Source organism: Evansella sp. AB-rgal1, from assembly GCF_041820985.1.
In the GTDB taxonomy this organism is placed as follows: Bacteria; Bacillota; Bacilli; order Bacillales; family Salisediminibacteriaceae; genus Evansella.
Window position 1 is genome coordinate 18,210 of sequence record NZ_JBGUAU010000040.1, and the last position, 26,756, is coordinate 44,965.

At 35.5% G+C, this 26,756-nt stretch carries 25 protein-coding genes, 1 tRNA gene and 1 pseudogene; 16 read left to right on the forward strand and 11 right to left on the reverse strand.

What is annotated here, in order from left to right; translation table 11 throughout:
- Positions 1–7 precede the first annotated feature (7 nt).
- A complete protein-coding gene (locus ACERII_RS23230) occupies positions 8–1,006 on the reverse strand; it encodes a potassium channel family protein (RefSeq protein ID WP_373645368.1) in 999 nt (332 codons plus the stop codon).
- 91 nt (positions 1,007–1,097) lie between these two features.
- Between ACERII_RS23230 and ACERII_RS23235 the strand changes: the two genes are divergently transcribed.
- On the forward strand, positions 1,098–1,256 hold the full coding sequence (locus tag ACERII_RS23235; RefSeq protein ID WP_373645369.1) for a hypothetical protein: 159 nt from the start codon (positions 1,098–1,100) through the stop codon (positions 1,254–1,256).
- 157 nt (positions 1,257–1,413) lie between these two features.
- A tRNA-Ala gene (locus ACERII_RS23240) sits at positions 1,414–1,488 on the forward strand.
- 871 nt (positions 1,489–2,359) lie between these two features.
- Here ACERII_RS23240 and ACERII_RS23245 read toward each other — a convergent pair.
- The 4 genes from ACERII_RS23245 to ACERII_RS23260 all read right to left on the reverse strand — a co-directional run bounded on the left by ACERII_RS23245 (position 2,360) and on the right by ACERII_RS23260 (position 6,041).
- Positions 2,360–3,052, reverse strand: a complete 693-nt coding sequence (locus ACERII_RS23245) for an ABC transporter ATP-binding protein (protein ID WP_373645370.1) — start codon at positions 3,050–3,052, stop codon at positions 2,360–2,362.
- The gene (locus ACERII_RS23250; RefSeq protein WP_373645371.1) at positions 3,049–4,440 is read right to left on the reverse strand and encodes a hypothetical protein; all 1,392 of its coding nucleotides are present in this window, start codon (positions 4,438–4,440) and stop codon (positions 3,049–3,051) included. The genes ACERII_RS23245 and ACERII_RS23250 overlap by 4 nt, the downstream gene beginning before the upstream one ends.
- 134 nt (positions 4,441–4,574) lie before the next feature.
- Positions 4,575–5,585, reverse strand: coding sequence for a hypothetical protein (locus ACERII_RS23255; protein WP_373645372.1), 1,011 nt, complete (start codon positions 5,583–5,585; stop codon positions 4,575–4,577).
- A 60-nt stretch (positions 5,586–5,645) separates the two neighbouring features.
- A complete protein-coding gene (locus ACERII_RS23260; protein WP_373645373.1) occupies positions 5,646–6,041 on the reverse strand; it encodes a hypothetical protein in 396 nt (131 codons plus the stop codon).
- Between the two features lie 510 nt (positions 6,042–6,551).
- Here ACERII_RS23260 and ACERII_RS23265 point away from each other — a divergent pair.
- From ACERII_RS23265 to ACERII_RS23275, 3 genes are all read left to right on the forward strand, one after another.
- Entirely contained in the window at positions 6,552–6,950 is a 399-nt protein-coding gene (locus tag ACERII_RS23265; RefSeq protein WP_373645374.1) for an HI0074 family nucleotidyltransferase substrate-binding subunit, read from the forward strand.
- A gap of 5 nt (positions 6,951–6,955) precedes the next feature.
- A complete protein-coding gene (locus tag ACERII_RS23270) occupies positions 6,956–7,114 on the forward strand; it encodes a nucleotidyltransferase domain-containing protein (protein ID WP_373645375.1) in 159 nt (52 codons plus the stop codon).
- Positions 7,115–7,467: 353 nt separating this feature from the next.
- Complete coding sequence (locus ACERII_RS23275; protein WP_373645376.1) at positions 7,468–8,820, forward strand: GH1 family beta-glucosidase; 1,353 nt, start codon at positions 7,468–7,470, stop codon at positions 8,818–8,820.
- A gap of 15 nt (positions 8,821–8,835) precedes the next feature.
- On the opposite strand, the gene ACERII_RS23280 is transcribed toward ACERII_RS23275, so the two are convergent.
- Positions 8,836–10,356 (reverse strand): gluconokinase, encoded by a 1,521-nt coding sequence (locus tag ACERII_RS23280; protein ID WP_373645377.1) that lies wholly within the window; start codon positions 10,354–10,356, stop codon positions 8,836–8,838.
- Between the two features lie 311 nt (positions 10,357–10,667).
- Between ACERII_RS23280 and ACERII_RS23285 the strand changes: the two genes are divergently transcribed.
- The 5 genes from ACERII_RS23285 (at position 10,668) to ACERII_RS23305 (ending at position 15,838) form a co-directional block, all read left to right on the forward strand.
- Positions 10,668–12,353: a glycoside hydrolase family 13 protein gene (locus ACERII_RS23285; protein ID WP_373645378.1), complete on the forward strand. Its 1,686-nt coding sequence runs from the start codon at positions 10,668–10,670 to the stop codon at positions 12,351–12,353.
- A gap of 102 nt (positions 12,354–12,455) precedes the next feature.
- Positions 12,456–14,123, forward strand: coding sequence for a glycoside hydrolase family 13 protein (locus tag ACERII_RS23290; protein ID WP_373645379.1), 1,668 nt, complete (start codon positions 12,456–12,458; stop codon positions 14,121–14,123).
- A gap of 110 nt (positions 14,124–14,233) precedes the next feature.
- Positions 14,234–14,587 (forward strand): hypothetical protein, encoded by a 354-nt coding sequence (locus ACERII_RS23295; RefSeq protein ID WP_373645380.1) that lies wholly within the window; start codon positions 14,234–14,236, stop codon positions 14,585–14,587.
- A 690-nt stretch (positions 14,588–15,277) separates the two neighbouring features.
- Positions 15,278–15,592, forward strand: a complete 315-nt coding sequence (gene rhaM, locus ACERII_RS23300) for an L-rhamnose mutarotase (RefSeq protein ID WP_373645381.1) — start codon at positions 15,278–15,280, stop codon at positions 15,590–15,592.
- Between the two features lie 57 nt (positions 15,593–15,649).
- Complete coding sequence (locus ACERII_RS23305; RefSeq protein WP_373645382.1) at positions 15,650–15,838, forward strand: PspC domain-containing protein; 189 nt, start codon at positions 15,650–15,652, stop codon at positions 15,836–15,838.
- Positions 15,839–16,004: 166 nt separating this feature from the next.
- Here ACERII_RS23305 and ACERII_RS23310 read toward each other — a convergent pair whose 3' ends face one another.
- Positions 16,005–16,583, reverse strand: a complete 579-nt coding sequence (locus tag ACERII_RS23310) for a hypothetical protein (protein ID WP_373645383.1) — start codon at positions 16,581–16,583, stop codon at positions 16,005–16,007.
- Between the two features lie 516 nt (positions 16,584–17,099).
- Between ACERII_RS23310 and allB the strand changes: the two genes are divergently transcribed.
- From allB to ACERII_RS23340, 6 genes are all read left to right on the forward strand, one after another.
- The gene (allB, locus tag ACERII_RS23315) at positions 17,100–18,491 is read left to right on the forward strand and encodes an allantoinase AllB (RefSeq protein ID WP_373645384.1); all 1,392 of its coding nucleotides are present in this window, start codon (positions 17,100–17,102) and stop codon (positions 18,489–18,491) included.
- A gap of 19 nt (positions 18,492–18,510) precedes the next feature.
- The gene (locus ACERII_RS23320) at positions 18,511–19,392 is read left to right on the forward strand and encodes an FAD binding domain-containing protein (protein WP_373645385.1); all 882 of its coding nucleotides are present in this window, start codon (positions 18,511–18,513) and stop codon (positions 19,390–19,392) included.
- Positions 19,393–19,405: 13 nt separating this feature from the next.
- Positions 19,406–21,682, forward strand: a complete 2,277-nt coding sequence (gene pucD, locus ACERII_RS23325) for a xanthine dehydrogenase subunit D (protein ID WP_373645386.1) — start codon at positions 19,406–19,408, stop codon at positions 21,680–21,682.
- Between the two features lie 4 nt (positions 21,683–21,686).
- Positions 21,687–22,190, forward strand: coding sequence for a (2Fe-2S)-binding protein (locus ACERII_RS23330; protein ID WP_373645387.1), 504 nt, complete (start codon positions 21,687–21,689; stop codon positions 22,188–22,190).
- 64 nt (positions 22,191–22,254) lie between these two features.
- A complete protein-coding gene (locus ACERII_RS23335; RefSeq protein WP_373645388.1) occupies positions 22,255–23,322 on the forward strand; it encodes an XdhC family protein in 1,068 nt (355 codons plus the stop codon).
- A gap of 9 nt (positions 23,323–23,331) precedes the next feature.
- The gene (locus ACERII_RS23340; protein WP_373645389.1) at positions 23,332–23,961 is read left to right on the forward strand and encodes a nucleotidyltransferase family protein; all 630 of its coding nucleotides are present in this window, start codon (positions 23,332–23,334) and stop codon (positions 23,959–23,961) included.
- A gap of 308 nt (positions 23,962–24,269) precedes the next feature.
- On the opposite strand, the gene ACERII_RS23345 is transcribed toward ACERII_RS23340, so the two are convergent.
- From ACERII_RS23345 to ACERII_RS23360, 4 genes and pseudogenes are all read right to left on the reverse strand, one after another.
- A complete protein-coding gene (locus tag ACERII_RS23345; RefSeq protein ID WP_373645390.1) occupies positions 24,270–24,827 on the reverse strand; it encodes a YdcF family protein in 558 nt (185 codons plus the stop codon).
- A 175-nt stretch (positions 24,828–25,002) separates the two neighbouring features.
- Positions 25,003–25,614 carry a Type 1 glutamine amidotransferase-like domain-containing protein gene (locus ACERII_RS23350; RefSeq protein WP_373645391.1) on the reverse strand — a complete coding sequence of 204 codons (612 nt, stop codon included), beginning with the start codon at positions 25,612–25,614 and terminating at the stop codon, positions 25,003–25,005.
- Positions 25,615–25,684: 70 nt separating this feature from the next.
- Complete coding sequence (locus ACERII_RS23355) at positions 25,685–26,161, reverse strand: GNAT family N-acetyltransferase (protein WP_373645392.1); 477 nt, start codon at positions 26,159–26,161, stop codon at positions 25,685–25,687.
- A 181-nt stretch (positions 26,162–26,342) separates the two neighbouring features.
- A pseudogene (locus ACERII_RS23360) lies at positions 26,343–26,489 on the reverse strand (hypothetical protein); the annotation flags it as partial.
- Positions 26,490–26,756 lie beyond the last annotated feature (267 nt).

The following is a 26,756-nucleotide window of genomic DNA, read 5'->3' on the forward strand; positions in this document are numbered from 1 at the left end:
GATCACCTTATCTTGTGTAAAAAATAAGGTGATCTCCCTTTAATAAAAGGGATCCATGCGATGGATGTAAAAGCGTTTTCCCATCTCTCCTAATACCAAGTAAAAAGGAATCCTTCGTTTGGCATTCTTCAATTGCTTTTTGAAAACTTAGATCTATTAATTCATGAGGAACAGGCTTAAAAATAAGATGTTCCTCTTCTCCGTGCTTAATCATCTGTGAGATAACATCTGTCATGCCATGAGTCAAAACTCCACTCATCAATAATTTGCTTAAATATTGTGAGCTCTCAATAATCTCGTTTGCCCCTGCGCGTTCTGCATTCTTAACTTGACTAGAAGTCATTAGTTCTACAATTGCATAAATACTTTCATTCAATCCTTTTACAGTTAGTAAAGAAAGAACAGAATTAGCATCTGCAGCTTTTTCAGATATGTGATGGTTTGCAGTGATGATGATCGTATGTGCATCATCAATATTTGCCCTTTTATATGTTTCATCAATTGTCGCAGATCCTCTAATGAAAGATAGTCGCTTTAGGTGCTCAGGACGTTGTTGTAGAGTCTCATCGATTAATACAATATTAGGATGTGTATAAGACAACTCTAACTGATGAATAAGCTCAGCACTACGTTCATTCCACCCCACAATAATATAATGGTCTTTATTTTTATACTTTGTAGTTCCCTGTTCTTTTTCTTGCTGTGTTAAAACGGTAGAGCTAGCAAGATTCGTAATGAAAAAAGAAAAAAGTGCAATTCCCAATATTATCAGAAGCATTCCTAAAAATCGACCAAGGACAGTTTCAGGAACAAAATCTCCATACCCCACAGTGGAAATGGTGACAATAGCCCACCATATCCCATCAAAAATGGTTGGATAAGCTTCAGGTTCAATAAAATGAATAATATTCCCTATGAGAATTAAAAAAAGAATGACAATGCCAGTCATCTTCGCTAGAGATTGAAATCTCGCATATGATTCTATAATAAAATCAAATCGGAACATATTACCCCTCTCTTTCTATTTTCATTATGGACAAAACATAGTGCATCTCATTCATAATTTTGATACGATAGGAAAGGAAGGGGAGAGGTGTATGTCGCAGGCACTCATTTTTGCAATAACAATTTTTATTGGTTGGGTCATATTTGATGCAGTGAAGCATAAAAAAATAATTAAGGAAAATATATTCTCAGGGCTCATTACTTCCATTATTGCTGGATTTGTATGGTATATCTTATTTATTATTTTTTAAATTATTAAATTTACAAAATATTAGAGATTTTTTCATAAAAAGGTTGAATTGTTGTAAAAGCAAAGTTATAATAAAACCCATGTAAGAAATGCTACAATCTAATTAGAACGAATGCTTGATTTTTTCGTTTATATATTTTTGAGTAATTCCCGTAATAGGGGCTATAGTTCAGCGGGAGAATGCTTCGCTGGCAGCGAAGAGGTCAGGGGTTCAAATCCCCTTAGCTCCACCATACATTCGTGAGTAGAACGATGTCTACTAGACATCAAAGCAAACGAACATAGGCTGTCCTAAAAAGGCACCAAAAAAGGCTAACTAGTTAGTCACAGCATTTAGTTTCATACATATTGTGTATAACGACACGGTTTTTCGCCATGAAGCGAGGGGTTGTGTCGTTTTTTATTGAGAGAATTACAATCTAATTTTGCTGCATACACTATTTCCATGTCGGAAACTTCCGTAAAAGTGCGAAAAAACTATTAAGAAACTACTTGGAACGAGGTCGAATAACATGTCCGGGATCCAGGTGATGCATTTTTTAGAAGTGCAGACGAACTTCCCAGGGGGCGGACACAGCCTAAAGTGAAATTGCATTCCCATACATCTCTGGAATGCAACTTCACTTCTCTAGTTTAATTATGAATAATATGAAAGATATCCATGTGAAGTAACCATGCAACGAACAAAATTATGGTGAGGCACCTATCAAATTTAGTTAGTTATTCAATTTAAGATACTCATCGATTCCCATTGCTTCCTTTTTAACGCTCCTACGGGAATGGAAGCCGTTCTTCGATTCCCATTGCTTCCTTTTTAACGCTCCTTCGGGAATGGAAGCTGCTCTTCGATTCCCATTGCTTTCTTTTTAACGCTCCTACGGGAATGGAAGCCGCTCTTCGATTCCCGTTGCTTCCTTTTTAATGCTCCTTCGGGAATGGAAGCTGCTCTTCGATTCCCATTGCTTTCTTTTTAACGCTCCTACGGGAATGGAAGCCGTTCTTCGATTCCTGTTGCTTTCTTTTTAACGCTCCTTCGGGAATGGAAGGCCGCTCTTCGATTCCCGTTGCTTCCTTTTTAATGCTCCTTCGGGAATTCAAATATATCTATACTTTTAGAATTGAATGATCGTTTAAATTGGATAAATTACAGTGTTTTAGTAATACTAATGTGTTACCATATGACAAAATATCATGATCATGAGTTACAAGAATAATGCTTTTACCTTTAATGTGCAAGTCCTGTAACAAGTTCATAATATTATTACGATTGGTTTCGTCTAAATTCCCAGTAGGTTCATCACAAATAATCAAGCTTGGATCGTTAATCAATGCTCTTGCAATTGCTACCCGCTGTTTTTCACCACCTGACAACTGTGAAGGCATGTGATATATTCGTTCAGTTAGTCCAACATCTTTTAATAACTCTTTCCCTTTTTTTAGTAAATAGCTTTTGTCTATATAGGGTACAAGGGGCAGAATAACATTTGTTAAAGCATCAAACTGTTCAAACAAACGATAATCCTGATAGATAAATCCGATATTGTTTCTTCGAAAAGTAAGTATTTCTTCCTCTGTTGCCACCATAATAGGTAAATCATCTAGAACGATTTCACTACCTTGATCAGCTCTGTTAATTCCTGCTATACATTGGATTAAAGTTGACTTTCCAGAGCCCGATGGCCCTAAAATTGTCAGCCATTCACCACTTTCCATTGAGAGGTTTATATTTTTTAATATATGAAGATTTTCAGCACCGGTTTTATACGTCTTGTTGACATCTGTTAATTTGATTTTCATATAACATCCTTCCAATCCCAGTATGCTGTATATTTCCTTAACGTATAGCTAAATACTAAAACTGCTAAGATCATAACAAAAATGAGAATGCTAACTATCAAAAGAGTAACTAGGTATATGTTAAAAAATAATCCTGTAAAAATATAATAACCTATTGCACTAACTAGAGCTCCTAATAATATAGCAGGAAATACCCAAAGACATACTTCTTTCATATAAAATTGATAACTCCTCCACTTTCCCCAACCAATCTGATAAAATAGCTTGAATTCATCTTCACGAAGCCTCCATAAAGAAACCAGTGTTTCAACAACAGTAAGACAAGCCAGAGTAAAAATCAATGTGATTAAAATAAAATAAAATATATCCATTTGTCCATGAATATAGATACCTAGAGTAGTCTTAATTGTTCGTTGTTCTTCGTGCTGTAATAATAACAGAAGGAAAATGGTGGTAAATGTTAAAAGTGCTAATTGTATAGCAGCTACAGTGATTCGTCCTTTATGATAGAGTATATTGTGAATTAATATAGGCAATTTTCTTCTCTTAATCACTTTCCTGTATTTTGATTTATTTATAATTATAGGTAATAAAAGTAAAAGCACAATCATAACCGAAAGTATTATCGCTAGCCAAAACAAACTACCTCGAATTTGATAAATGAAAGAAATAATGTATAGACATAAAAATGCGAAAACTCCTGGGAAGCCAATTAGACCAATCAGCTCTTTGTAGCGGAGAAAATGTATATGCTTTTTTGACCATCCCAAATGTTTCAATTGTAATTCATCTTCCAGACGTTCTTTTAGCATGTTGACTGCACTGTATAGAAAATATACAAAACTAACGGATGTAAATAAAATAACAAGAACTATACTTACCACATTCCAGCTTTGAATTATTGTATCTGCTGCTCCTAAACTTGTCCATGATTGAATTACATCTCCTATTTCTTCTACTTTGATGGTTAGTGTTTGATGGGAAGAACCAGCAACAATATCCACAGTAAAACCTTGATCTTCTAGTTCAGTCGCTAAATCTCTGATCTTCATAGCACTTTTCTCATCATACCCATTAATACCAGAGACTTTTACCCTTATTGCATCTATCGGTGCGCTTCCTTTTATTAACTCAGCATGTTCAATAGATATGATTCCATGAGCTGGAGTTGAAATAAAGCTTCCAGGAACAGCAGTAGGGTAAATTAACAAATTCTGATTCTCCGCTAAATATGTTTCGTGAACACCGTAAATTCCAAGCGGTGAAGCTGCTAGAGATTTCTCTTCTTCCTGCCATTCAAAATTGCCTGCATGAATAAATGTAAATCCTTCACCTTCAGTCACCACTGAGCTATTTTTTTCAGTTTTAAAATGCTGGTTTTCTTTCATTTCTCTATAAATAGGAATACCAGTTTCATTATCATTCTTAACAAGTGGAATAGAGATATCTTCTCCATGAAACTGATATTCTACAGGTAATAGTGAGTATGAAATTTGTTGAGTATTGTAGTTAATCGTGCCACTTAGATTAAAATCAAACTATTTCTGTCTTCGTAAGTAAAAACCTTGTATTCATCATCTGTAAATAAAAAATTATCATAAAATGGAGTAACCTTTTGTGTGAAGTCTAATACATATTCCTCACTTGAAAGAAGCTCTATTTCACCTAATTCTTCCAACAAGTCAACATGGATATCTGGGTACCTGTATCCAATAAACTTAAAGTCATTTACATCAACGTCAGTAATAGATAAATAATGCTTAATAATATTATCTAAAGGACTCCCTGGCTCATCGTTGAGCGTACCAATTTTTAAAATTGTTTTTACTGGGCTGGTTACATGATTTAAACTTATAATTGGTATTTCTACATAGTCTATTGGAGCTAAACCTGAGCTATATTGAAGATTTGGAAACGGAATACCCGTTAATGCTTTTTCCTCTTCTATGTCTACAGCAACTACTTGATGAAAAGAAGGGGGGAGTGCATAATTCGGATTTTCTGATGAAAAATATATTTCTAGTAAATCATCGTCCATAACCTCAATTAATTGTTGATTTCCAATTTCATTATATATGGTATATGCTGCTAATGGGGGAGATAGTTGGTATTCTTTTATCCCATCTGTTGTAACCGGATAAGCCTCGTATTTTAGTGAAGTATCAGGTGGACTTGGTGGTAATTGGACAGTAATTTCAGGAGCAGTGAATAAACCAACTGCGGCAACAGGAGCAGCTATTTCTACATCTTCATGATTCTTAATTTGATCCCATTGAGAAATAGTGATTCCACCATCACCTAACCCTAGGTAGTTTTCTTCTACTAAACCCATTTTCTTTTCAACCAGAGAACGGCTCTCAGAAGGACGTACTAATATGTCATAGCTCCCTCTTGCAAAGTCATATATTTCATGTTTAATTGTTTCTGAAGCATCTGAAATGGAAGTGTAAGCAATCGGAAGGATAAATAATATTAGGAAAATAAGAATCATTAACTGAAGCATAACCGCTTTTTTAGTTAGTCGTATAAACAAGCATAAGCCTCCTTACTTCCAAATTTCTCGGACCTAAACCTGTTAGATCCGGTTAATGTTTTAATACGGATAGACAGTTACATTTTTACTAACCCATGGAGAAGCATTCAATTGATCTGCTACTCTAGCTCTTTGAGTAAACGATTGAGAAGAAGATAGTGCAGTGTATGATATAGCATTGAATGTATAGGTTGAATCTAAAATTGTATCTCCTCTCATAATCCTTCGGCCATCTCCCGCATCAAAAAAGAAAGTATGTGGGCCAAAATGTGATGAAGTTCTAACAACTGGTCTAAAAGAACGTCCTGAATTATAGAAATCTGGAGTAGACATAGTAGCTGTCGGTAAAGCTTGAATATTAACTTCCTCTAGGGTTTCTTTATCCAGATCTTCAGCAACTACTGTTATTGAAAATATTACACTAAAAAAAACGGATAAACAAAATACTTTTTTCACAATAATTCACCCCTTTCTATTGAAATATTAAATTAAAACTCTATCTAACTAATGTCCAGAAAAGGAAAAAATTTGTATAATTAAATATATTTGTATTATATTATGGGGAATTATATATAACAACATCAAATATTGTATTATTATTTTTTAGAATATTTCTTAATAAGCACTGGGATTTAGTTAGAAAATTATATATGTGAGGATTTTTACGTTTAAACTTTGATGGAAAAGATACTAAGGGTCTTCCTTATGGTTTAATTGATGTCATTGAAAATAACTAAGTAGATAATTAGGAAGTGTGGAGGAATAAATTGAACCAGTAATGAGGTCCGAAATTGGAAAAATAACATTTCGCTTGAACTACTATCTTTTAGCCTTCTAAAGAAGAGTCATAAGATAACACTAGACTTAGTGACATTATAAAGTACAACTACTATAATATTGATAGTGGAGTTTTACGAATAGTAGTATCAATTCTTTCCCAACTTTTTTTAGAGGGGGAACCTAAAGATGGATGAAATGAAAGATTTACGATGGAGACAGAGGTTTGAAAATTTCGAAAAGTCTTATCTTCTTTTAGATAAGTATTCTCATAAAGAAATAAATAACGAACTAAAAAGAGGTGGTGTGATCCAATTCTATGTAAGGACGATCGAACTAGCATGGAAAGTATTGAAAGATTATTTAGAGGCTCAAGGGTATATTGTAAAAACTCCTAGAGAAACGATAAAACAGGCATTTCAAATAGAAATAATTAACGATGGACACATTTGGTTAGATGCATTAGCTAAAAGAAATATAACTACTAATACATATGATGATGCATTAGCTAAGAAACTATTGGAGGATATCACTGATCTTTACTTACCGGAACTTACCAACCTATATGAAAAACTTTTAAAGGAATGATCAAAATGTTTGGTTTGAGAGAAGAAGATATCCAGTATATTAAAGATGTACTTTCAACTTATGATGAAGATGAGAATGCGTTCATATTCGGGAGTCGTGCTATAGGGAATTACAAAAAAGGGTCTGATATTGATATCGCAGTCAACGGTAGTAATGTAAAATAGTCCATAATTTCTGAGCTATATGATTTATTAAATGAGGAAGCTACTCTTCCCTATTTTTTTGATGTGATACATTATGACAGTATTTCAAATGAAAACCTTAGACGACACAATGATACGGAGGGGAAACTATTATATAGATCACAATAGGATCTATTGTAGGATATTTCCTATTGATGTAAACGACATAATTCTTGCTGAAAAAACAAAGGATTACATCATTTTTATTTTAGAATGTTAGCTTAAGACAAGCATCATGTAAAAGCCTCTATGTATAACGGATATCTGTTTAGAGTCAACTCAGGCTCGTGAATATATAACATTTTTCAAAAAATAGGACAAGAGGTGGATATGAAATGATTCAATTTCCAAAGGATTTTGTATGGGGTACTGCTACATCTTCTTACCAAATTGAAGGGGCAACAAAAGAAGATGGTAGAGGGGAATCTATTTGGGATCGTTTTTGTAAGCTTCCTGGAAAAGTAAGAAATGGAGAAAATGGAGATGTTGCTTGTAATCACTACCATCTATATGAGAGTGATGTAAAACTGATGAAGTCATTAAATATTCAGTCGTACCGTTTTTCTGTAGCTTGGACAAGAATCTTTCCGAAATGCACAGAAAAGCCAAATCAAAAAGGACTAGATTTTTATAAGAGATTAGTTGATTGTTTATTAGAAAATAAAATTTCTCCCTTTTTAACGCTTAATCACTGGGATTTGCCTCAAGAACTGCAAGATAAAGGTGGCTGGACAAATAGAGATGTAACGGATTATTTTACTGAATATGCTTCCTATTTATTTCAAGAGTTGGGAGATGTGGTCCATAAATGGGGAACACATAATGAACCCATGGTAGTATCGTATAAAGGATATTCCTCTGGAGTTAGTGCGCCAGGATATACAGACTTTCGCTTGCACCTAAAAGCATCTCATCATTTAATGCTGGCTCATGGAAAGGCAGTGAAGGCATTTCGTGAGGTCGGTCCGGAAAATGGGGAAATAGGAATTACCTTAAATATAGATCCTACATATCCAGCCGATAATACGATAGAAAGCGAAAATGCAGCAAGAATAAAAGATGGTTTTCAAAATAGGTGGTTTTTAGATCCTGTATTAAAAGGTTATTATCCAAAAGATATGCTTGAATTATATAAGCAGTTCACTGATTTTGACTATATAGAGGAGGGAGACCTCACAAAAATTTTTCAACCGATGGACTTCTTAGGTTTAAACTATTATTCTATTGCTACGGTGAAACAAGGTACAGCTGGAGAATTTGGTTTTCTTGGAGTTGAACAAGTGAAAACAGGGAGACCAGAGACCTTTATGGGATGGGAAATTGAACCGAAAGGACTTTATGATACACTTCTTCGTTTTAAACAGGATTATGGAGATATTCCAGTATATATTACGGAAAATGGCGCTGCTTATGATGATAAAGTAGAGGAAGATGGCTCCATACAGGATGAAGATCGTCGAATATATGTAGAAGATCATTTGAAAGCGACAAAGAAGGCGATAGATGATGGCGCAAATGTGAAAGGTTATTATTTATGGTCTCTTATGGATAATTTTGAATGGAGATATGGGTACTCAAAACGATTTGGAATTGTTCACGTTGATTACGAAACTCAGAAGAGAACACCTAAGAAGACAGCGTATTGGTATAAACAAGTGATTGAAGATAATGGTATAAAGGAAGAGTAGCCAGAGAAAGCCTCCTTACTTTTTGGAGGCTTTCTTTGTAAAGTTTTGCAATTGATGAAATGTTGGTTGCAAGATTTTGAAAAGATTTTCATAAATAGGATATAACTCTTCATATATTTCATTATTTCTCTTAATAGGTTGCATCATCGACTTCATAGGAATATAGTTTTTAATTGATTCAAGGTCCTTCGCCTCATTTATTGCAACCAAACTACACCATGCAGCTCCCCATGCTGAGCTTTGGTGCGATTTTGGTAAATAGACGTTTACTCCAAAGATGTCAGCTAACATTTGAACCCAAAAGTCTGATCGAGCAAAACCACCACTAGCATAAATGGAAGAGGTAGTAATGGCTACATCAGTTAATGCGTTATGAATTGTTTTTAAATTAAATAGGACACCTTCTAAGCTTGATCTAATAAGATGACCCTTTTGATGATTAGCTGAAATTCCAATGTATGTTCCTCTTGCATTCGCATCCCAATGGGGAGCACGCTCTCCGTGTAAGAATGGAAGAAACAAAAGCCCATCGCTTCCTGGAGGGATTTTCTCAGCAGCAGCGAGTAAGCTGTCGTATTTTTTTGAATCTCCCTCTTCCAATACTTCATGTACCCACTGAAGCACATTTCCCCCATTATTTGTTGGACCACCAACAATCCAAAGATCATTAGAGAACGCATAACAGAAAGCTTGTTGGTTCTTTGCTTCCACGGGATTTCTGCTCATTTGTCTAATTGCACCACTTGTACCTATTGTTATTGCTGTTTCTCCAGGGGAAATGGCTCCAGTACCTAAATTAGCTAAAGGACCGTCACTCCCTCCTGCAGCAAATGGTACTGTGTGTAGTATCCCAATTTCATTAGCAACGGAAGGATGTAAGTTTTGATAAAGAAAGGTTGGCTCTACTGGCTGCGAAAGTTGTGATGAGTGAATACCAGCTAAATCTAGTGCTTCTGAACTCCATAAATGGTCTCTGATATGAAACAATCCTGATGCCGAAGCAGTGGAGTAATCAACGGCTGCTACGTTAAACCACCTGCCTGTTAAAAACTCTTTCATAGAAACAAAACGAGTGGCATTCTTATAAGCTTCGTAACCATTTTCACGCATCCAAATGAGTTTTACAAGAGGAGACATAGGATGAATAGGGGTTCCAGTTTGATAATAAAGAGATTTTGTTAAATCTGATACTTTTAATTTGGATGCCTCCATAACACTTCGATTATCAGCCCAGGTAAAACAAGGAGAGAGAGGGTTCCATTTTTCATCCACACAGATAAGAGAGTGCATAGCAGAAGAGAGGCCGACCGACAATACTTGGTTCCCAGAGATATTTGCTTTTTGAATAGCATATTTCATTGCATTGATTGCAGCCGATTCTATTTGCAAAGGGTTCTGTTCAGACCAAGATGGATATGGAGATTCGATTGGATAAAACTGTTCATCCTCGGAAAGTACAGTCCCATCTAAATAAAAGATAACAGCTTTTGCACTTGTCGTTCCAATATCCAAACCAATAACATGCTTTGATGACATAAAAACCCTCCTTTTAGGACATTGCTAATATTATTGTATTTGTCTTAGCTTCATTAGTCTAGCATAGGGAAAAATAACAAACTCCCCTTGTAATTGTGAAGGTAAAATGATAAAGTTACTACATAGTGCAAACGATTTCGTAAACAGATAGAAAAAAATGATTTCAATTAATGTATTGAAAATATATTAACAGTTTAATAGTAGTTAAAAATAGGTAATAACTATTATTTCATGGTGACGCAAACGTTTACACCCTGACTATTTTGTATAAGGAATAAGAAACGATTCTTCCAAGACAGGAGATGAGTAATGTGGAAAAGAATTGGCGAAAAGAAAGTGTCATATACCAAATATATCCGAGAAGTTTTCAAGATACGAATGGCGATGGAATTGGAGATTTAAAGGGTATTACTGAAAAGTTAGATTACTTACGGAAACTAGGTATTGATGTTATTTGGCTATCTCCAGTATATAAATCTCCAAATGATGATAATGGATATGATATTTCTGATTATCAAGCAATAATGGATGAGTTTGGAACAATGGAAGACTTTGATGAAATGCTTACCAAGGCCCATGAACGAGATATTAAGATTATGATGGATCTAGTTGTAAATCATTCTAGTGATGAACATGACTGGTTTGTGGAATCAAGAAAATCCAAAGAGAATCCATTTAGAGATTATTATATTTGGAAGCCTGGTAAAAATGGTGAACCTCCTACAAATTGGGGTGCAGCTTTTGGTGGAAGTACGTGGGAATATGATGAGACAACAGATGAATATTATCTTCACCTTTTTAGTAAAAAGCAGCCGGACCTTAACTGGGAAAACCCACGATTACGTAGTGAAGTTTACGACATGATGAACTGGTGGCTCGATAAGGGAATCGATGGTTTTCGAATGGATGTTGTCAATTTTATTTCAAAAGATCAACAATATCCTAATGGGAAAAAACACGAAGGTGCGAAGTATGGAGATGGCTCTCCTTATTACATGAACGGTCCGAGAATTCACGAGTTTTTACACGAAATGAATCAGGAAACTCTCAGCAAGTATGATGCAATCACTGTTGGAGAAATGCCTGGTGTTGATGTAGAGGAAGGGAAATTATATACGGGGAAAGATCGTCAAGAGCTCGATATGGTCTTTCATTTTGAACACGTTTCTTTAGGTGATGGAAGTTATGGGAAGTGGAATCCTGGCGTGTGGAAGTTAACTGATTTAAAAAAGATTTTCACAACTTGGCAAAAAGGGTTAGAGGAAGATGGTTGGAATAGTCTATATTGGAGCAACCATGATCAACCTCGAGCAATTTCTCGTTGGGCAAACGACTCGGAGGAATATCGTGTCATTTCAGGGAAGATGCTTGCGACTTGTCTTCATACATTACAAGGTACCCCGTATATTTATCAAGGGGAAGAGATAGGTATGACAAACGTATACTTTGATACGATCGATAACTATCGTGATATTGAAACTCAAAATGCATATGAGGATTATGTGAAAACAGAAATTCTCACTCATACCGAATTTATGAGAGCTGTCCATGAACGTGGGCGAGATAATGCGAGAACACCTGTACAATGGGATGATTCCCAGCATGGCGGGTTCACAAAAGGAACACCTTGGATACCTGTGAACCCTAATTATAAAACGATAAATGCAGAGAAAGTATTGGAAGACAAAGATTCTATTTTTTACTATTATCAAAAGTTAATTAAATTAAGGAAGAAATATGATGTTTTTGTATATGGAACATATAACATTCTCCTTGAAGAAAGTGAAGAAATTTATGCATATACTCGCACATTAGGTGACGAGACATTACTTGTAATGTGTAACTTTACAGAAGGAAATACGGTTTTTACTTTACAGGAAAATATTCCGTTTGCTTCAAAAGAGCTACTTATAAGTAATTATGACGTAGAAACAGATCAATCGTTTTCCAAAATGGAGATAAAGCCGTATGAAGCTCGAGTATATTTGTTAAAATAGATAAGTTTGCTACAGAAGTGGAATAAACTAGAAAGAATTACTAAACATATAAATAAATCAATTTGGTGGAACTGCTTGTAAAAGCGTAGAGGAGGAAACATGATGAAACAAACGTGGTGGAAAGAAGCGATAGCATATCAAATATATCCGAGAAGCTTTAAGGATTCCAATGGTGATGGAATTGGGGACATCCAAGGAGTAATCTCGAAGTTAGATTATATTAAAGAGTTAGGTATTGATGTTATTTGGATCTGTCCGATTTATAAATCTCCAAATGATGATAACGGCTATGATATAAGTGATTACAAAGATATTATGGAAGATTTCGGAACGATGGAAGATTTTGATGAGCTTTTAAAGGAAGTACATGATCGTGACATGAAGCTAATCATGGATTTAGTAATTAACCATACTTCCGACGAGCATCCGTGGTTTATCGAATCTCGTTCATCTAAAGAAAACCCTTATCGAGATTATTATATTTGGCATCCAGGATATGACGGAAAAGAACCAAACAACTGGGAATCCATTTTTGGTGGATCTGCTTGGGAGTTTGATGAGAAAACAAAAGAGTATTATATGCATGTATTCTCTATCAAACAGCCAGATCTAAATTGGGAGAATTCGAAAGTACGAAAAGAACTTTATGATATGGTGAACTGGTGGTTAGATAAAGGAATTGACGGATTCCGTGTGGATGCTATTTCTCATATTAAAAAAGTACCTGGTTTTCCTGACTTACCAAATCCTAAGAAAAAGAAATATGTTCCTTCTTTCGAGGGTCATATGAACCGTGAAGGAATCGATGTATTCTTAGAAGAGTTGAAGCGAGAAACGTTCGATAAGTATGACATTATGACTGTTGGAGAAGCGAACGGTGTAAAAGTAGAAGAAGCGGATCAATGGGTTGGCGAAGATAAAGGCTACTTTAACATGATTTTTCAATTCGAGCATTTAGGTCTATGGAATAACACAGCAGACGGTGGTTTAGATTTACGCTCTTTGAAAAAAACGTTAACGAAATGGCAGAAAGGTCTAGAAGGAAGAGGGTGGAATGCTTTATTCCTAGAGAACCATGATCAACCTCGTTCTGTTTCCACATGGGGAAATAGTGAAGAATATTGGGATGAATCAGCAAAATGTCTTGCTACGATGTTTTTCCTCATGCAAGGGACACCGTTCATCTATCAAGGACAAGAAATTGGTATGACTAATGTAAAGTTTAATTCCATTGATGACTATAATGATGTAGCTATCAAGAACCTATATAAAAATGAATTAGAAGAAGGAAAGACCCATGAGGAGATAATGGAAGTAATTTGGAAGAACGGTCGGGATAATTCCCGTACTCCAATGCAATGGAATGATGGAGTAAATGCTGGTTTCTCTTCTGGAAAACCGTGGTTAAAGGTGAATCCAAATTATAAAGAAATCAATGTGGAGCAAGCAAAGAAAGATCCAAACTCTATCTACTATTATTATAAAAAGCTAATTAAATTAAGAAAAGAAAACGATGTTCTTATTTATGGTGACTATGATCTTGTGTTAGAGAGAAACAATAAAATATATGCATACACAAGAACATGGGGTGAAGATAAAATATTAGTTGTAACAAACCTTTTTGGGGAAAAAGCACGACTTAGTTTTCCAACAAACCTAAAAGGATTTACGAAAGAGCTACTTCTTAGCAATTATAATGTAAACGATGACGATACGAAGAGCCGAATGATGTTACAGCCATATGAAGCGAGAGTTTATAGAATAAAGTAAGGCTTCTTAAGAATAACGGGGGCCAACTTTGTCGCTAAAGTATTTAGGTTTAGGTGTTTACTTTTCTTACGTTAGGGGTATTTGATTTGTAAGAAAGGAGGCTGTTCATCATGGTTTATAGGATTCACGCTTATTTCAAGAGTGAGAATGATGCGGAAGCTGCAAAAGCTACGATTCAACAGTTACATGTTTCTCATGTTTTGGTAGATTCAATTCCAGAAAAAAAGGAAAAGTCATTCATATTACCGCCTTTAAACTACTCAACAGCTGACTCCCTTGCCCCTGCTAGAGCACCAGCAAAGGCGTACATGTTATTAAATGTAAATAAAGATGATTCCAGATTAAGCTTAACTCATGTATTGGAATTCCAAGTAGAGGAAGACGACTTAGACAAAGCACTAGAGCAACTTCGTAGTAACAAAGCATATATAGATGTAAACATTGAAGAGCTAATCCCTAATTAGGGGTTAGTTTTTTTAGGGCTCAACCATGGAGTATGAAAAATATTATTAGATGCTTTAGTAACTTCAACTTTATATGGAATGAGTGTAATCACATGAGACTCCTTGAAAAATGCTAACGCATTTTTCTGCGTGCGGTGTGGCACCAAAGATGCTTATTCAAAGTCCTGTGGGAAACTAGAGCAGAGTCGAGATTATTTCGTGACGAAGGAACGGAAGAAGCTCGTCAGCTCACCAGGGAAAGCGAATGGACTGAAGTGAATGGAATATCATCCAACAAAATTAGTATCACTAGATAGTCTGACACGCGTATTTTCAGTCCTACCATGCAAGTTAAAATTTGCACCATGGAGGATGAAAATACGTTATTAGATGTTTTAGAAACATCAACTTCCTATGGAATGAGCGGAGGTCCACGAACTCCGGTGGGAAGCAGAGCAGAGGCGAGACCCCGCAGATCGCTTGCGATCGAGGAGGCTTGCCAGCTCCCCACAGGAAAGGAGTGGACTGTAGCGAATGGAATAATTACCAACAAAGTTAGCAATACTATATAAGTTAACCACTAATTGAGAACACGTATTTTCAGGGTAGACTTACAAAAATGTTCATAAATTTATTTAAAGGATATTCCAAATGAACAAAGAATTATCTTAGTATACGTATTATACATATTAATGAAAAGGTGGAATAAACATGATCAGAAAAGCATCTGTAATGAAGGTATACCCTGACAAATTTGAAGAATATAAAAAGAGACACGATGAGCTTTGGCCAGAGATGGGGAAAATGTTAAAAGAACATGGTGGGCATAATTATTCTATTTTCTTAGATGAAGAAACAGCTACATTGTTTGCGTATGTGGAAATTGAAGACGAAGAAAAATGGAGTAAAGTAGCAGAAACTGAAATTTGCCAAAAGTGGTGGGTCTACATGAAAGATATCATGGAAACAAACCCAGATAATAGCCCGGTATCGAAAGAATTAAAAGATGTATTCTACTTGAAATAGAATCTATTCTGTGGAGAGATAGCTGAAAATACTATGTCTATTTGGAGGTGTATCATTTTGAGTAAGAATAAGCTAAGAAGATCATCTACAAGTAAGTCCATGTTTGGAGTTTGTGGAGGGCTAGCTGAGTTTTTTGGGATTTCTCCCTTCAGCGTAAGACTTATCTTCCTATTTACAATGCCAGGTTCATTTCTCGTATATATTATTCTTCTAAACTCAATTGATGATAGTACACCATCCTTATAAGACATAGTTTCAGTTCCTCTTACCCAAAAATGGCTAAGTCAGATGACTAGCCATTTTTATGATTTTTGAGCTAACACTCTTCGTATGCAAAATAAATTCGAAAACGTGTGTAGAATTAACTAGGACCAGACCTATAACATTTATTTTAGGCTAATTTAAAAGGAAGTTAATTAGAAATATCAATTATTTTCCATCCATTTTCGTCAACTAAAACGAAACTGTATCCAAATATAGAATCGTTATAATCAGAAACATAATTATAGTTGAGTATGATTCTTTTTTCTTTTATTTCAAAACTTCTCAATTCTAGATTTTTAATTGTATTGGTAAAGGTTTCTAGTTCAGTTAAAAAGCTCCTATTTGGAAACTCTAACTCAATTGAACCATCTACCTCATGTATAATTACATTTGCAGAAAAATGCTGCTTGGCTTCCTCAATACTTTCACTCATTGAAAATAATTCGATGATATGTATAGCATCCTCAATAACACTTATATCCTTATTCATTACTGTTGAATAAAAGGTTCCTAACTCTTTCTCTAATTTTCTAACGTTTCTTCTTAACTGCAAATTTTCTTGCTTCATTTCATTAATCAACAGTTCATATTCCAAGTTTTTCTCTGTTTCTTGCAATGTTGTGTTCTCTTGGGCATCGATCGATTTTTCATTTGGTTCGTCAAAAATGGTGAGAACAATAATAACAACAAGGGCAATTAAGACAAAGCTTATATAGTTTCTTTTCATGCTCATACTCCTGTCACATTTTATAAGTATATCTATTAAGAACTTAAAGCTACCTTATTAAAAAAAACGAACCCTTTTTCCTCTTACCTATTATACTTTCAATAATCAAGGTATTCCCTCTTTCCATTTTTTCTACGTCTATTCTATAGTCAAAAATAAATGTAGTTCTTCTGTACTTTAACATAAATATCCAATTTTTCTCGCTCATTTAGAAATTATTAAGTAACAATAACAAGCCGGAAATACTAATTTCACCTTTGTGAATTAGGGTATAAAGCAAAAGCCTGAGATAACAAGAAGTATATAATTATCACACAAATGAGTAACCACTCAGTGTTTATATATTTCACGAAATCTTACATTGCTGAAAAATCTACGTCATATTTCCTTACAAAATTTATGGAAAATGAATTACTTTCGTACAAAATAGAAAGAACATCTTTTGAAAGTTAAGGAAACACGAAAATAATTCTAATAAACTTTTCGTGTTCTGAACCATTATGGGGAGGATTGCCAATGAACCAATTATTGATAAAGAATGGTCAAGTATTCTGGAAGGGTTCATTTACTGAAATGGACATCATCGTAAATGATGGGTTAATAAAAGAACTCATGTTTTCAAATAGAAGGGAACCTTTAAAAGACACTTTTTTTCATAAAGTGATAGATGCTAAAGAATCCTTTATCGTACCTGGCTTTATTGATTCTCATGTTCATTTTAATGATCCAGGAAGAGATAATTGGGAAGGATTTGAAACTGGTAGTCAAGCAGCTGCAGCGGGAGGAATTACCACCGTTTTTGATATGCCACTAAATAGCAGCCCCTCTGTTGTTACCTCCTCCATATTAGCAGGAAAGAAGAAACATATACGAACAAGATCCACCATTGATTTTGGTTTGTGGGGAGGAATAACCTCACATAATGTTCATAATGAAACAGAACTGAAGGCAATGAAACAAATGGGGATTGTTGGATTCAAAGCATTTTTATCAGAAAGTGGAATAAGTGATTTTCCTTACTTACGAAAAAAAGAGTTAAAAGAAGCAATGGAAATCACGAATAAACTAGATTCTATTCTTGCTCTACATGCAGAAGATAATGTATCCATTATAAAAAACACTTCAAAACTTCTAAGTAATAGGAGAAACGACAGAAGAGCATTCTTAGAAAGTAGACCATTAGAATGTGAAGAACTAGCTGTTCGAACTGCTTTAGAACTAGTAGGAGAAACAGGGGCATCTGTTCATTTTGTTCATGTTAGTTCTCCAAAGGCAATCGAAGAAATTCATGAAGCAAAACAAAGAGGAATGGATGTTACTGCAGAAATTTGTCCACATTACTTACTATTCGATGAAGAAGATTTTGTAAGGATTGGTCCTATGTTAAAGTGTGCTCCTCCAATAAGAAAGAATGAGACAGTGGATAAACTTTGGGAATGTGTAAAAGCGGGCACGATAGATACGGTTGGTTCAGACCACTCCCCGTGTTTAAACTCTATGAAAACAGTTGGCGATAAAAATATATGGGAGGCTTGGGGAGGAATTCAGGGAGTACAATTTGGATTTCCTTTTTTTATAGACGAATCTTTGAAACGTGGTATACCACTGGAACGTATATTGCCATTTTTCACTTCTAATGTATCGAAACGGTTTCATCTTGGTGGACGAAAAGGAATTATTGATGCAGGGTATGATGCAGATTTTACAATAATAAATCCTAATAGCGGTACGAAAGTTAGTAAATCATCGATTTTATCGAAAAATAAATTTACCCCTTATGAAAATATGACGATGAATATTGCTGTTGAAACGACCATTGTAAGAGGTGAAGTAGTCTACGGAAAGGAACAGATATTAGGGAAACCAGGAGATGGTAAAGAAATAATTTCATCTTTAAAAATTCGATAAAGAGAGGAGTGTTACATTTATGCACACCCAAATATCACAACCGAAAGATTTACAAGAAGCATGGAGTTTACGACAAAGATTTGATGAAGACGGATGTTATATTTCAGGTGGAACGTGGCTTAGGACCCAATGGGAAGCAAAAGCGTTTGAAATGTCCTCTCAGTTAATAAGTTTAGATAAGCTTCTTGAAACAAAGGGAATTAGTGAAAAAGAAATTTTGGCAGACTCTCTCGAAATTTCTATTGGTGCAATGACTACATTAGCTGAATGTACGACAAGTTCAATCATTCAAAGATATCTCCTACCTCTTTTTGAAGCTTGCAAAGCAATTGCAGCACCATCCATTCGGAATCAAGGAACCATTGGAGGAAATATTCTTACCACTACTGGCGATTCCATAACAGCACTCCTTTTATATGACACGAAATTATGTTGGTATGGTGGAAAGGGTTTAGAAGTAGAGCCTTTGGAAGCTTGGTTATTGAAAAGGAAGGCTGGAGTAATAAAGAAAGAAAGAAGGATATTAGTGAAACTACAAATACCGATAGTGGTGAGCGAGGTGGAAGAAGGTTTTTCTTTCTACCAAAAAGTCGGCAGGAGAGAAGCGTTTATTCCTTCTGTAGTAACTGTGGCAGCGAAATGGATTTCAGTTGAAAGTGACTCGATCCAATCCATAGCCATTTCAGCTGGTGGTGGTAGTGCAATACCTATGAGGCTATCAAAAGCAGAGCAAGTATTGGAGATGCAAAAACGTAATAAATTATATTATCCGAAAATTCAAAAAGTTATTAAAGAAGAATACGAACCCGCAACGGATGCTTTTGCTTCAGGAGAATACCGAAAAATAATGGCTGCTAATGTAATTTTAAGTGAATTTCATAAGTGGAGTACGAAAAGCTAAGGAGGTGTTCAGTTTGTTACTAGATAAGAATTCAGCAAAAGATAAATGGAGAATTCGACCTGATGGAAAGGAGAAAGTTACAGGGAGTCTTCAGTATTTAACTGATATGACCTTCCCTAATATGTTGGTTGGAAGAGTATTGAGAAGTGAGTATGCCCATGCGGAGATCAAATCTATCAATATATCAAAAGCGTTGCAAGTGGATGGGGTTAAAGCGGTATTAACTCATAAGGATATACCTGGTCTAAACGGATTCGGAATTAGTAATCCTGATCAGCCAGTTTTTTGCTCGGAAAAAGTGCAGTATGAGGGCGACGCATTGGCTGCAATTGCAGCTGTTTCGGATGAAATTGCAGAGAGAGCATTGAAGTTAATAGAAGTGGAGTATGAGTCATTACCAATAGTAGACTCACCAGAGAAAGCATTAGAAAAGAATGCACCATTGTTACATCCAAAGGGGAATATTCTTCATGAAACGACTTATTTCCTAGGAAATATGGAAGAAAGCTTCGAGAAATGTACACATATTGTTGAAGAAACCTACGAAACACCTCGCCAAATGCATACGTACTTAGAAACGGAAGGTGGGATCTTTGTTTCGGAGAATGGAAGATTAATGGTGTATGCTCCCACACAGCATGGTTACAAAGACCGAATGCAATTATCAAGAATCCTCGCACTACCAGAGGAGAGTATACGAATTATCTCTAGTCCAATCGGAGGGTCTTTTGGTGGAAAGGACGAACTAAACGTTCAACCTTATGGTGCTTTACTAACGTTGGCTTGTGGTCTTCCAGTAAAAATGCATTATTCTCGTTGGGAATCTGTTGTTGCTGGTTTAAAAAGACATCCAATGAAAGTAACAATGAAAACAGGTGTGGATCGAGATGGGAAGCTGCTGGCACATCAAGTGAGAATTCTCTCAGACACAGGGGCATATTCCACACTAGGTGGACCTGTCCTAAATTTTGCAACCGAGCATTCTGTTGGACCATATATAATTCCGAACGTAGAAATAAAAGGAAAGGCAGTATATACAAATAATGGTGTATCTGGTGAGTTCCGTGGGTTTGGAGGAAATCAGGTTATTTTTGCTTTAGAAGGGCAAATGGACCGGTTAGCTGAAAAACTGGGAATAAACCCATGGGAATTGAGAAGGAGGAATCTTAGAGGAATGTACGATCGTGGTCCTTTAGGCCAGCGGGTTGTTCCAACAAATGGAGCATTAGAAGTGTGGGATGCGATCCGAAAATCTTCTGTTTTTTATAAAAATAAGGAAGAACATCAACCACCATGGATTAGGAAAGGGATAGGATTATCCATGGCTATGCATGGTTCAGGATTAGGGTATGGAATTCCAGACCCTGCGGGAGGACAACTGCGATTAAATGAAAATGGAAAAATAGAAGTGGCATTCGGACATGAGGAGTTTGGGCAAGGATTAATAGGCACATTAGAAATTTTGCTTCAAGATCACTTCCAGTGTGAAAAAGACGATTTAGAAATTATCATCGGAGATACTGATAAAGTTCCTCCAAGCGGTTCATCCACCGCGTCGCGTACAACGAACATGGTTTGGCAAGCGTTGAATCGTTTAAAACCACCATTTTTACAAGCAATCTTCAAAAGAGTAACTCAAATGACAGGTGTAGCAGAGAAAAATTTACAAACAGGACCTGGTGGCATCTGGACAAAAAGTGAAAAAGAAGATATTCCTTCTTTACTGGTTATTACGTACAAACAACTTGCAAAACAGGGAGTAGATGATTTGTTGTTTTCCACACAATTTCATTATCCAGTAACACCTGACCCTATCATAGGAGGGCATTATTTATATACCTGTACATCTGTTGCTGCAGAAGTAGAGGTAAATCTTTTAACAGGAATGGTAAAAGTTACGGATATTCATCATACTGTTGCGGCTGGCCCAGTTATAAACCCAATGGGATATCTAGGTCAAATTGAAGGCGGTAGTATTATGGCACTTGGATTTACCCTAACAGAAGACGCCGTCATGGAAAATGGTCGCTATCTTACGAAAAATCTGGATACGTACTTAATTCCGACCATAATGGATGTACCATCTGAACAAACGGTGGATGCTATTGAAGAATTACCTGAAGGAGATGAATTTGGACCAAGGGGAGTAGGGGAAGTTGGGTCTGTAGCTTTAGCACCAGCCATCGTTTCCGCTATTCATGATGCAACAGGGATATGGATAAAAAAGTTACCAGTGAAACCAGAAAAGCTTATTCGTGAATTACCTTTTTTACAGGAAAGGGAGGCGTGAGCTTATGAACAGAAAAGAAAATCTTGTTATGGAAAAAGGAAGCAGAATGTCATTTGTACTAAATAATAAACCAATCTCATTACATGTAGATCCGTCTAAAAGATTAGTAGATATTCTTAGAAACAATCTTCAATTAACGGGAACAAAAATCTCATGTGAAATAGGACGTTGCGGTGCTTGCATGGTATTGATTGATGGAAAAGCACAAAATTCTTGTTTAACAATGGCTTTTCAATGTGAAGGGAAGCATGTGGAAACAATTGAAGGGATAAGTGAAAATAATGTAGATCCTATTCAAGAGGCTTTTCTAGAAGAAGGTGGATTTCAATGCGGGTATTGTACTCCTGGTATGGTGATATCCTTAAAAGCGTTACTTAATGAAAATACGGATCCTTCCATGGATGACTTAAAGGAAGGTCTCACAGGGAATTTATGTCGTTGTACTGGATACGGGGGGATTCATCGAGTACTTCAACGGTTCTGTGCAACAGAAGAGTGTAATAAGTAATCAATTACCTCTAAAAACATATGTATAACATAAATGGATCGTTGTATGTTAGGAGGGTGTTTTTGTGAAGGACTTTTATCAATATATTTCAATCGTAAAGGATTTTCCTAATCATGCTTTTGTAATGGCTACTATCGTTCACGTCGAAGGATCAGCCTATCGACATGAAGGGGCAAAAATGCTGATTTGTGAAACAGGCGAAAAGTACGGTTTAATTAGCGGCGGTTGTTTAGAAGAAGATATCCAGTTTCATGCCGATGAAGTAATACAATCACAAAAATCGAAAATTGTCTTATACGACTTAAGGGCGGAAGACGACTTAGGGTGGGGACAAGGTGCCGGGTGTAATGGTAGTATCCAAGTACTACTGGAGCCTATACAATGGTCAGAAAATCACTATGTTTTATCAGATGTAGTTACCTTATTAAATATGGGGGAAAATGTCACAAGTATACATGTAGAAGCAGAACGGTTATATTTTTCCGAAAATGGTGTTCAAATAGGGGGGGATTCTCCTAGTTTTATGGAAAGTATCGTTCCTAGTGTAAGAACATTTTTGCGTAGTGAAACTAGAATGGAGTATAAAAAAATTACTGGAATTGATGATACAATTCTTTTTGAAAAATATGAATCGAAGGATATGCTCTATATTTTTGGAGCTGGTCCGGATGTAGAACCTATTGTAAAACGTGCCGTGGATTTTCATTTTGCTCCTATTGTTATTGATCCTAGTGAAGTTAGGTGTAATAGGAAGTACTTTGAAAAAGCAGAAAAACTTATTTGTAAACATCCGAGTTTATTTCTACAGCAGAATAATGTTTCAGAAAATAGCTATGTTTTAATCATGACGCACAATTTTTTGCGAGATCAAGAGATTATGGCTTACTTTTTGAAAAATCCAGTAAAGTATGTAGGAATTCTTGGTCCAAGAAAAAGAACGGAACGACTTATACAACCCAATAGTATTCCCTGTTGGGTTTCTTCTCCAGTTGGAATGGATATATTTGCAGAAGGTGCGGATGAAATTAGTATCAGTGTTCTTGGAGAATTAATTAAGGTTAGGAATGAAAAGGAGCATTATAGAAGAAAGAATAATAGAGAGAACGTTTTGCCGAGTTATTCTATAAAGTAGGTGTCACATATGTCATCCTTACCAATTAGTGCAATCATATTAGCAGCAGGACGTTCTAGTCGTATGGGAAGTCCGAAGCAATTGTTACAGTTTAATGGGAAAAATATGTTAGAAATGGTTATAGAAAGTGTTGCTGTTCACGCATTTGCGCAAGTTGTTGTTGTCGTGGGTCATCAGCATCAACAGATAATGAATTCAGTTAAACTGCAAAATGTAAAAATTGATTGGGTATTAAATGAAAAGTACATGGAAGGGCAGAGTACATCGTTTGCCAAAGGAATTCAACAAATGAAGAATACGATCTCATCCGCTATGTTTTTTTTAGGCGATCAACCGTTTATACAGAAGGAAACAATAGATAATATAATTATGGAAGGAGAGGAAAAGCAAAAACAGGTTTCCTCTCCATTTGTTATACGCCCCTTTTATATTGAGGAACCTGGTCACCCAGTATTGTTCCACAATATCAGAAACTTAGATTTGACCCAATTATCTGGAGATGAAGGTGGGAAAGGGCTCATGCAGCAAATAAAAAATAAAGTGAAACTGCAAATTGATGATCCATTTACAACAATGGATATAGACACGCCGAAAGATTATGAGAAAGCTTTGGAGTTGATAAATAGAGCTAATTTTTAACTTGGAAAAAAACGTCTCACAGAGGAGAAGAGGGGTGAGTATGAATTTGTTTGAAAGAGCTTTTGGTAATGGAATGTACATAAGGACAAAATAAGTGAAGAAAGTCATGAAATTGTCCTTATCGTGTTTACTTGTGAGGTGCAAAACGTCCAATCACCGACGAATTAACACGGTAAATCACACACAACTTTCACAACCGAAATCACATTATCATTCACATATTAAAAGGCATGAAGAATCAGTTCTTCGTGCCTTTGTTTTCATCTTTGCTTATCGCACTAACGCTGCTCTGATAGATAAATAAAAAATTATTTATTTACCCAAGTAGGAATAAAATCTCCAAAGTATTTACCGATTTTCTGAACTTCAGTCATTATACGTCTTATACCAATTTCAGAAAGAAACCAGTTATCTTTAGTTATTCCATGCCTATCAACAACAGGAGAGACAAGGAAATCTACCTCTTTTGGAAATTCGTGTTGATAACATAATAATGCTCGTCGAGAATGTCCTGCCTTACAAACAATTATAGCTTTATTAAAAGATATACCTTTATCTCTTAGAACTTTTAAAGAAAAACGAGCATTTTCCAAGGTATGTTGTGCTTTATCTTCTTTTAAAATTGATTCCTCTGGTAGTCCATATTCAATTGCAATTTTACTAAGATATTCCCACTCAGTAGTTCCAACGTGTGGTTTATATCCACCAGATGGGAGTATGTACGGTGCTAATCCTTGCTTATACAAATCAACTGCTTTTTCCATTAGTTGAGGATGGTTTGCACCAGGAACTAAAATAACATCTGCAGAAGAAATTTCTGTTTCTACGAAAATAAAGTCAGTAATACAATCAAAAGGATAAGTCATCGGTAATTTCCCCTTATATAAAACTGATACATTACGGTATCGGTATTAAACATTCCTGCTCTTTAACTTCAATAAGGACTGCCGCGCATTTCGTCAGCCCCCTTGTTAAAATATTGCTCCCTTTACTTGAAGAAAAGGTTACTGGTAGAAATTCCTATATTAAGCAATAGGCTTCTTATGTACTAATCTTTGCAACTAACATCTCATTTTTAAAGTGTAAGTTTTCATTGTCCTCTAAAGTATATAAAGTACTGTTTTTTTGAGGTGTTGCCCACCTATTAAAAGCAATACGGCGTTCGGTATCATTATAATGCGGACAAAGACTGCCTTTTAACATACCTAATCCTATATATTCTTCGTATATTTCCTTATTTTTTTCACTATAACAAGTTTCGAACCAACACATAGCACCTGCATTTATTCCAGATAAGATGACACCGTTTTGATATGCGTTTCTCAAAACAATATCGAAGCCTGATCTCTGCCAAATTTCAAGCATATATTGAGTAGTGCCACCGCCTACATATACAATATCCAAAGCATTTACAACCTCTTGGATATTTGGTAATTCAAAATCTTTCATTGTAATATGGCTCGGAAATTCTGTTTTAAATGCCTCATAAAATTTATCAATATACCCTTGTGCATCACTACTTGCCGTTGCAATAAATGCAATTTTTAATGGTTCCTGTTTTCTGGCTATTTTCAGCAAATATTCATCTATATAGGCATTATCTTCTTCAGAAAAACCACCACCAGATATTGCAAGAATGTTCCTTTCCATCATGTTTGTACTCCTTCAATTATAACGTCAAATTTCACTAACCTTTATCCTTTTTGTTCTGCTATCTCATCCGTTAATTCAATATAATCTCCATTTTTCTGCTCTTCGTTGTCATACCAATTGACCCATAAAACTCAATTGCAGAAGGATTTTTTTCTGAAACTCCCAATTCAACACTATCAACTTTTAGGCTTCTGCCAAAATCAAAAACATATTGTAAAAGTCTTTTTCCGATGCCCTTCTTTCTTTGCGTTTCATTAACGCATAAACTGTTTATATATAATATCTTTCTCGCATTCACAAAAGAATTTTCAATTACTTCTTCTTCCTTCATAACACAGAATCCAACTATTTCAATACCTATGGTTGCCACAAAAATATGCTGTTTGACATTATCTATTTGGTTTTCAAAGAACTCTTGAGCGACAGGAATAGAATTCTCTTTGTATAAATCTGGTCTTTCAAAAACGTGTAATTCATGAACCTGTCTAAATAAAGGCAATAGAGAATCGTAATCACTTTTGTTTGCGTTTCGAATAGATACAACCATATATTCGTCCTCCCCCTCAGTAGTTCAAAACCATTTACATACTGGCTTGGAATGATTTTTATACTCTTCTGCACCGTTAGCAGAACAGCGATAGCTTATTCAGCTAAAGCTCTCCATATAGTGTAAGTGCAATAATTCACAAACTTCTTCAAAGACACTATTACTCTAAAAATATTATTCATTAATCTGATACTATATCAACACTTATAGCATCCATTTTTGGAGGGAAGGAATCATCTTGCCCTCCATTTGGATTATATCCGACAACCACTTTAGAGCCAACATCTACATTTTCATATGTTTTTTCATCAATATAAAAGTAAATAGCATTATTCTCATCAACTAGAGCGAGTAACTCTTTCTCATACTGTTATTTAACATTTGCATATCAATATTTTGCACCACTAAAATTTCATTTTTTTGTTTTTCTAATACGTATCCTTCAAATTCTTCTGGACTAGAACACCCCATAAATATGACGACAGCGAATAATAACAAACTTAGAAATTTAATGTCCAACCACCCCTTTGAAAAATCTAGAGAAAACTAGAACTCTGTTTGTTATGAAAACCTTGCTCTACAAACCTCCCCATTC

Coding starts and splice junctions, on each gene's coding strand:
- allB (WP_373645384.1), top strand. CDS start 17,100: ATGAACCAATTATTGATAAAGAATGGTCAAGTATTCTGGAAGGGTTCA.
- ACERII_RS23280 (WP_373645377.1), bottom strand. CDS start 10,356: ATGTCATCAAAGCATGTTATTGGTTTGGATATTGGAACGACAAGTGCA.
- ACERII_RS23275 (WP_373645376.1), top strand. CDS start 7,468: ATGATTCAATTTCCAAAGGATTTTGTATGGGGTACTGCTACATCTTCT.
- ACERII_RS23230 (WP_373645368.1), bottom strand. CDS start 1,006: ATGTTCCGATTTGATTTTATTATAGAATCATATGCGAGATTTCAATCT.
- ACERII_RS23340 (WP_373645389.1), top strand. CDS start 23,332: ATGTCATCCTTACCAATTAGTGCAATCATATTAGCAGCAGGACGTTCT.
- ACERII_RS23245 (WP_373645370.1), bottom strand. CDS start 3,052: ATGAAAATCAAATTAACAGATGTCAACAAGACGTATAAAACCGGTGCT.
- ACERII_RS23350 (WP_373645391.1), bottom strand. CDS start 25,614: ATGATGGAAAGGAACATTCTTGCAATATCTGGTGGTGGTTTTTCTGAA.
- ACERII_RS23320 (WP_373645385.1), top strand. CDS start 18,511: ATGCACACCCAAATATCACAACCGAAAGATTTACAAGAAGCATGGAGT.
- ACERII_RS23345 (WP_373645390.1), bottom strand. CDS start 24,827: ATGACTTATCCTTTTGATTGTATTACTGACTTTATTTTCGTAGAAACA.
- ACERII_RS23295 (WP_373645380.1), top strand. CDS start 14,234: ATGGTTTATAGGATTCACGCTTATTTCAAGAGTGAGAATGATGCGGAA.
- ACERII_RS23310 (WP_373645383.1), bottom strand. CDS start 16,583: ATGAAAAGAAACTATATAAGCTTTGTCTTAATTGCCCTTGTTGTTATT.
- ACERII_RS23270 (WP_373645375.1), top strand. CDS start 6,956: ATGTTTGGTTTGAGAGAAGAAGATATCCAGTATATTAAAGATGTACTT.
- ACERII_RS23250 (WP_373645371.1), bottom strand. CDS start 4,440: ATGAAAGAAAACCAGCATTTTAAAACTGAAAAAAATAGCTCAGTGGTG.
- ACERII_RS23355 (WP_373645392.1), bottom strand. CDS start 26,161: ATGGTTGTATCTATTCGAAACGCAAACAAAAGTGATTACGATTCTCTA.
- ACERII_RS23290 (WP_373645379.1), top strand. CDS start 12,456: ATGAAACAAACGTGGTGGAAAGAAGCGATAGCATATCAAATATATCCG.
- ACERII_RS23330 (WP_373645387.1), top strand. CDS start 21,687: ATGAACAGAAAAGAAAATCTTGTTATGGAAAAAGGAAGCAGAATGTCA.
- ACERII_RS23265 (WP_373645374.1), top strand. CDS start 6,552: ATGGATGAAATGAAAGATTTACGATGGAGACAGAGGTTTGAAAATTTC.
- rhaM (WP_373645381.1), top strand. CDS start 15,278: ATGATCAGAAAAGCATCTGTAATGAAGGTATACCCTGACAAATTTGAA.
- ACERII_RS23235 (WP_373645369.1), top strand. CDS start 1,098: ATGTCGCAGGCACTCATTTTTGCAATAACAATTTTTATTGGTTGGGTC.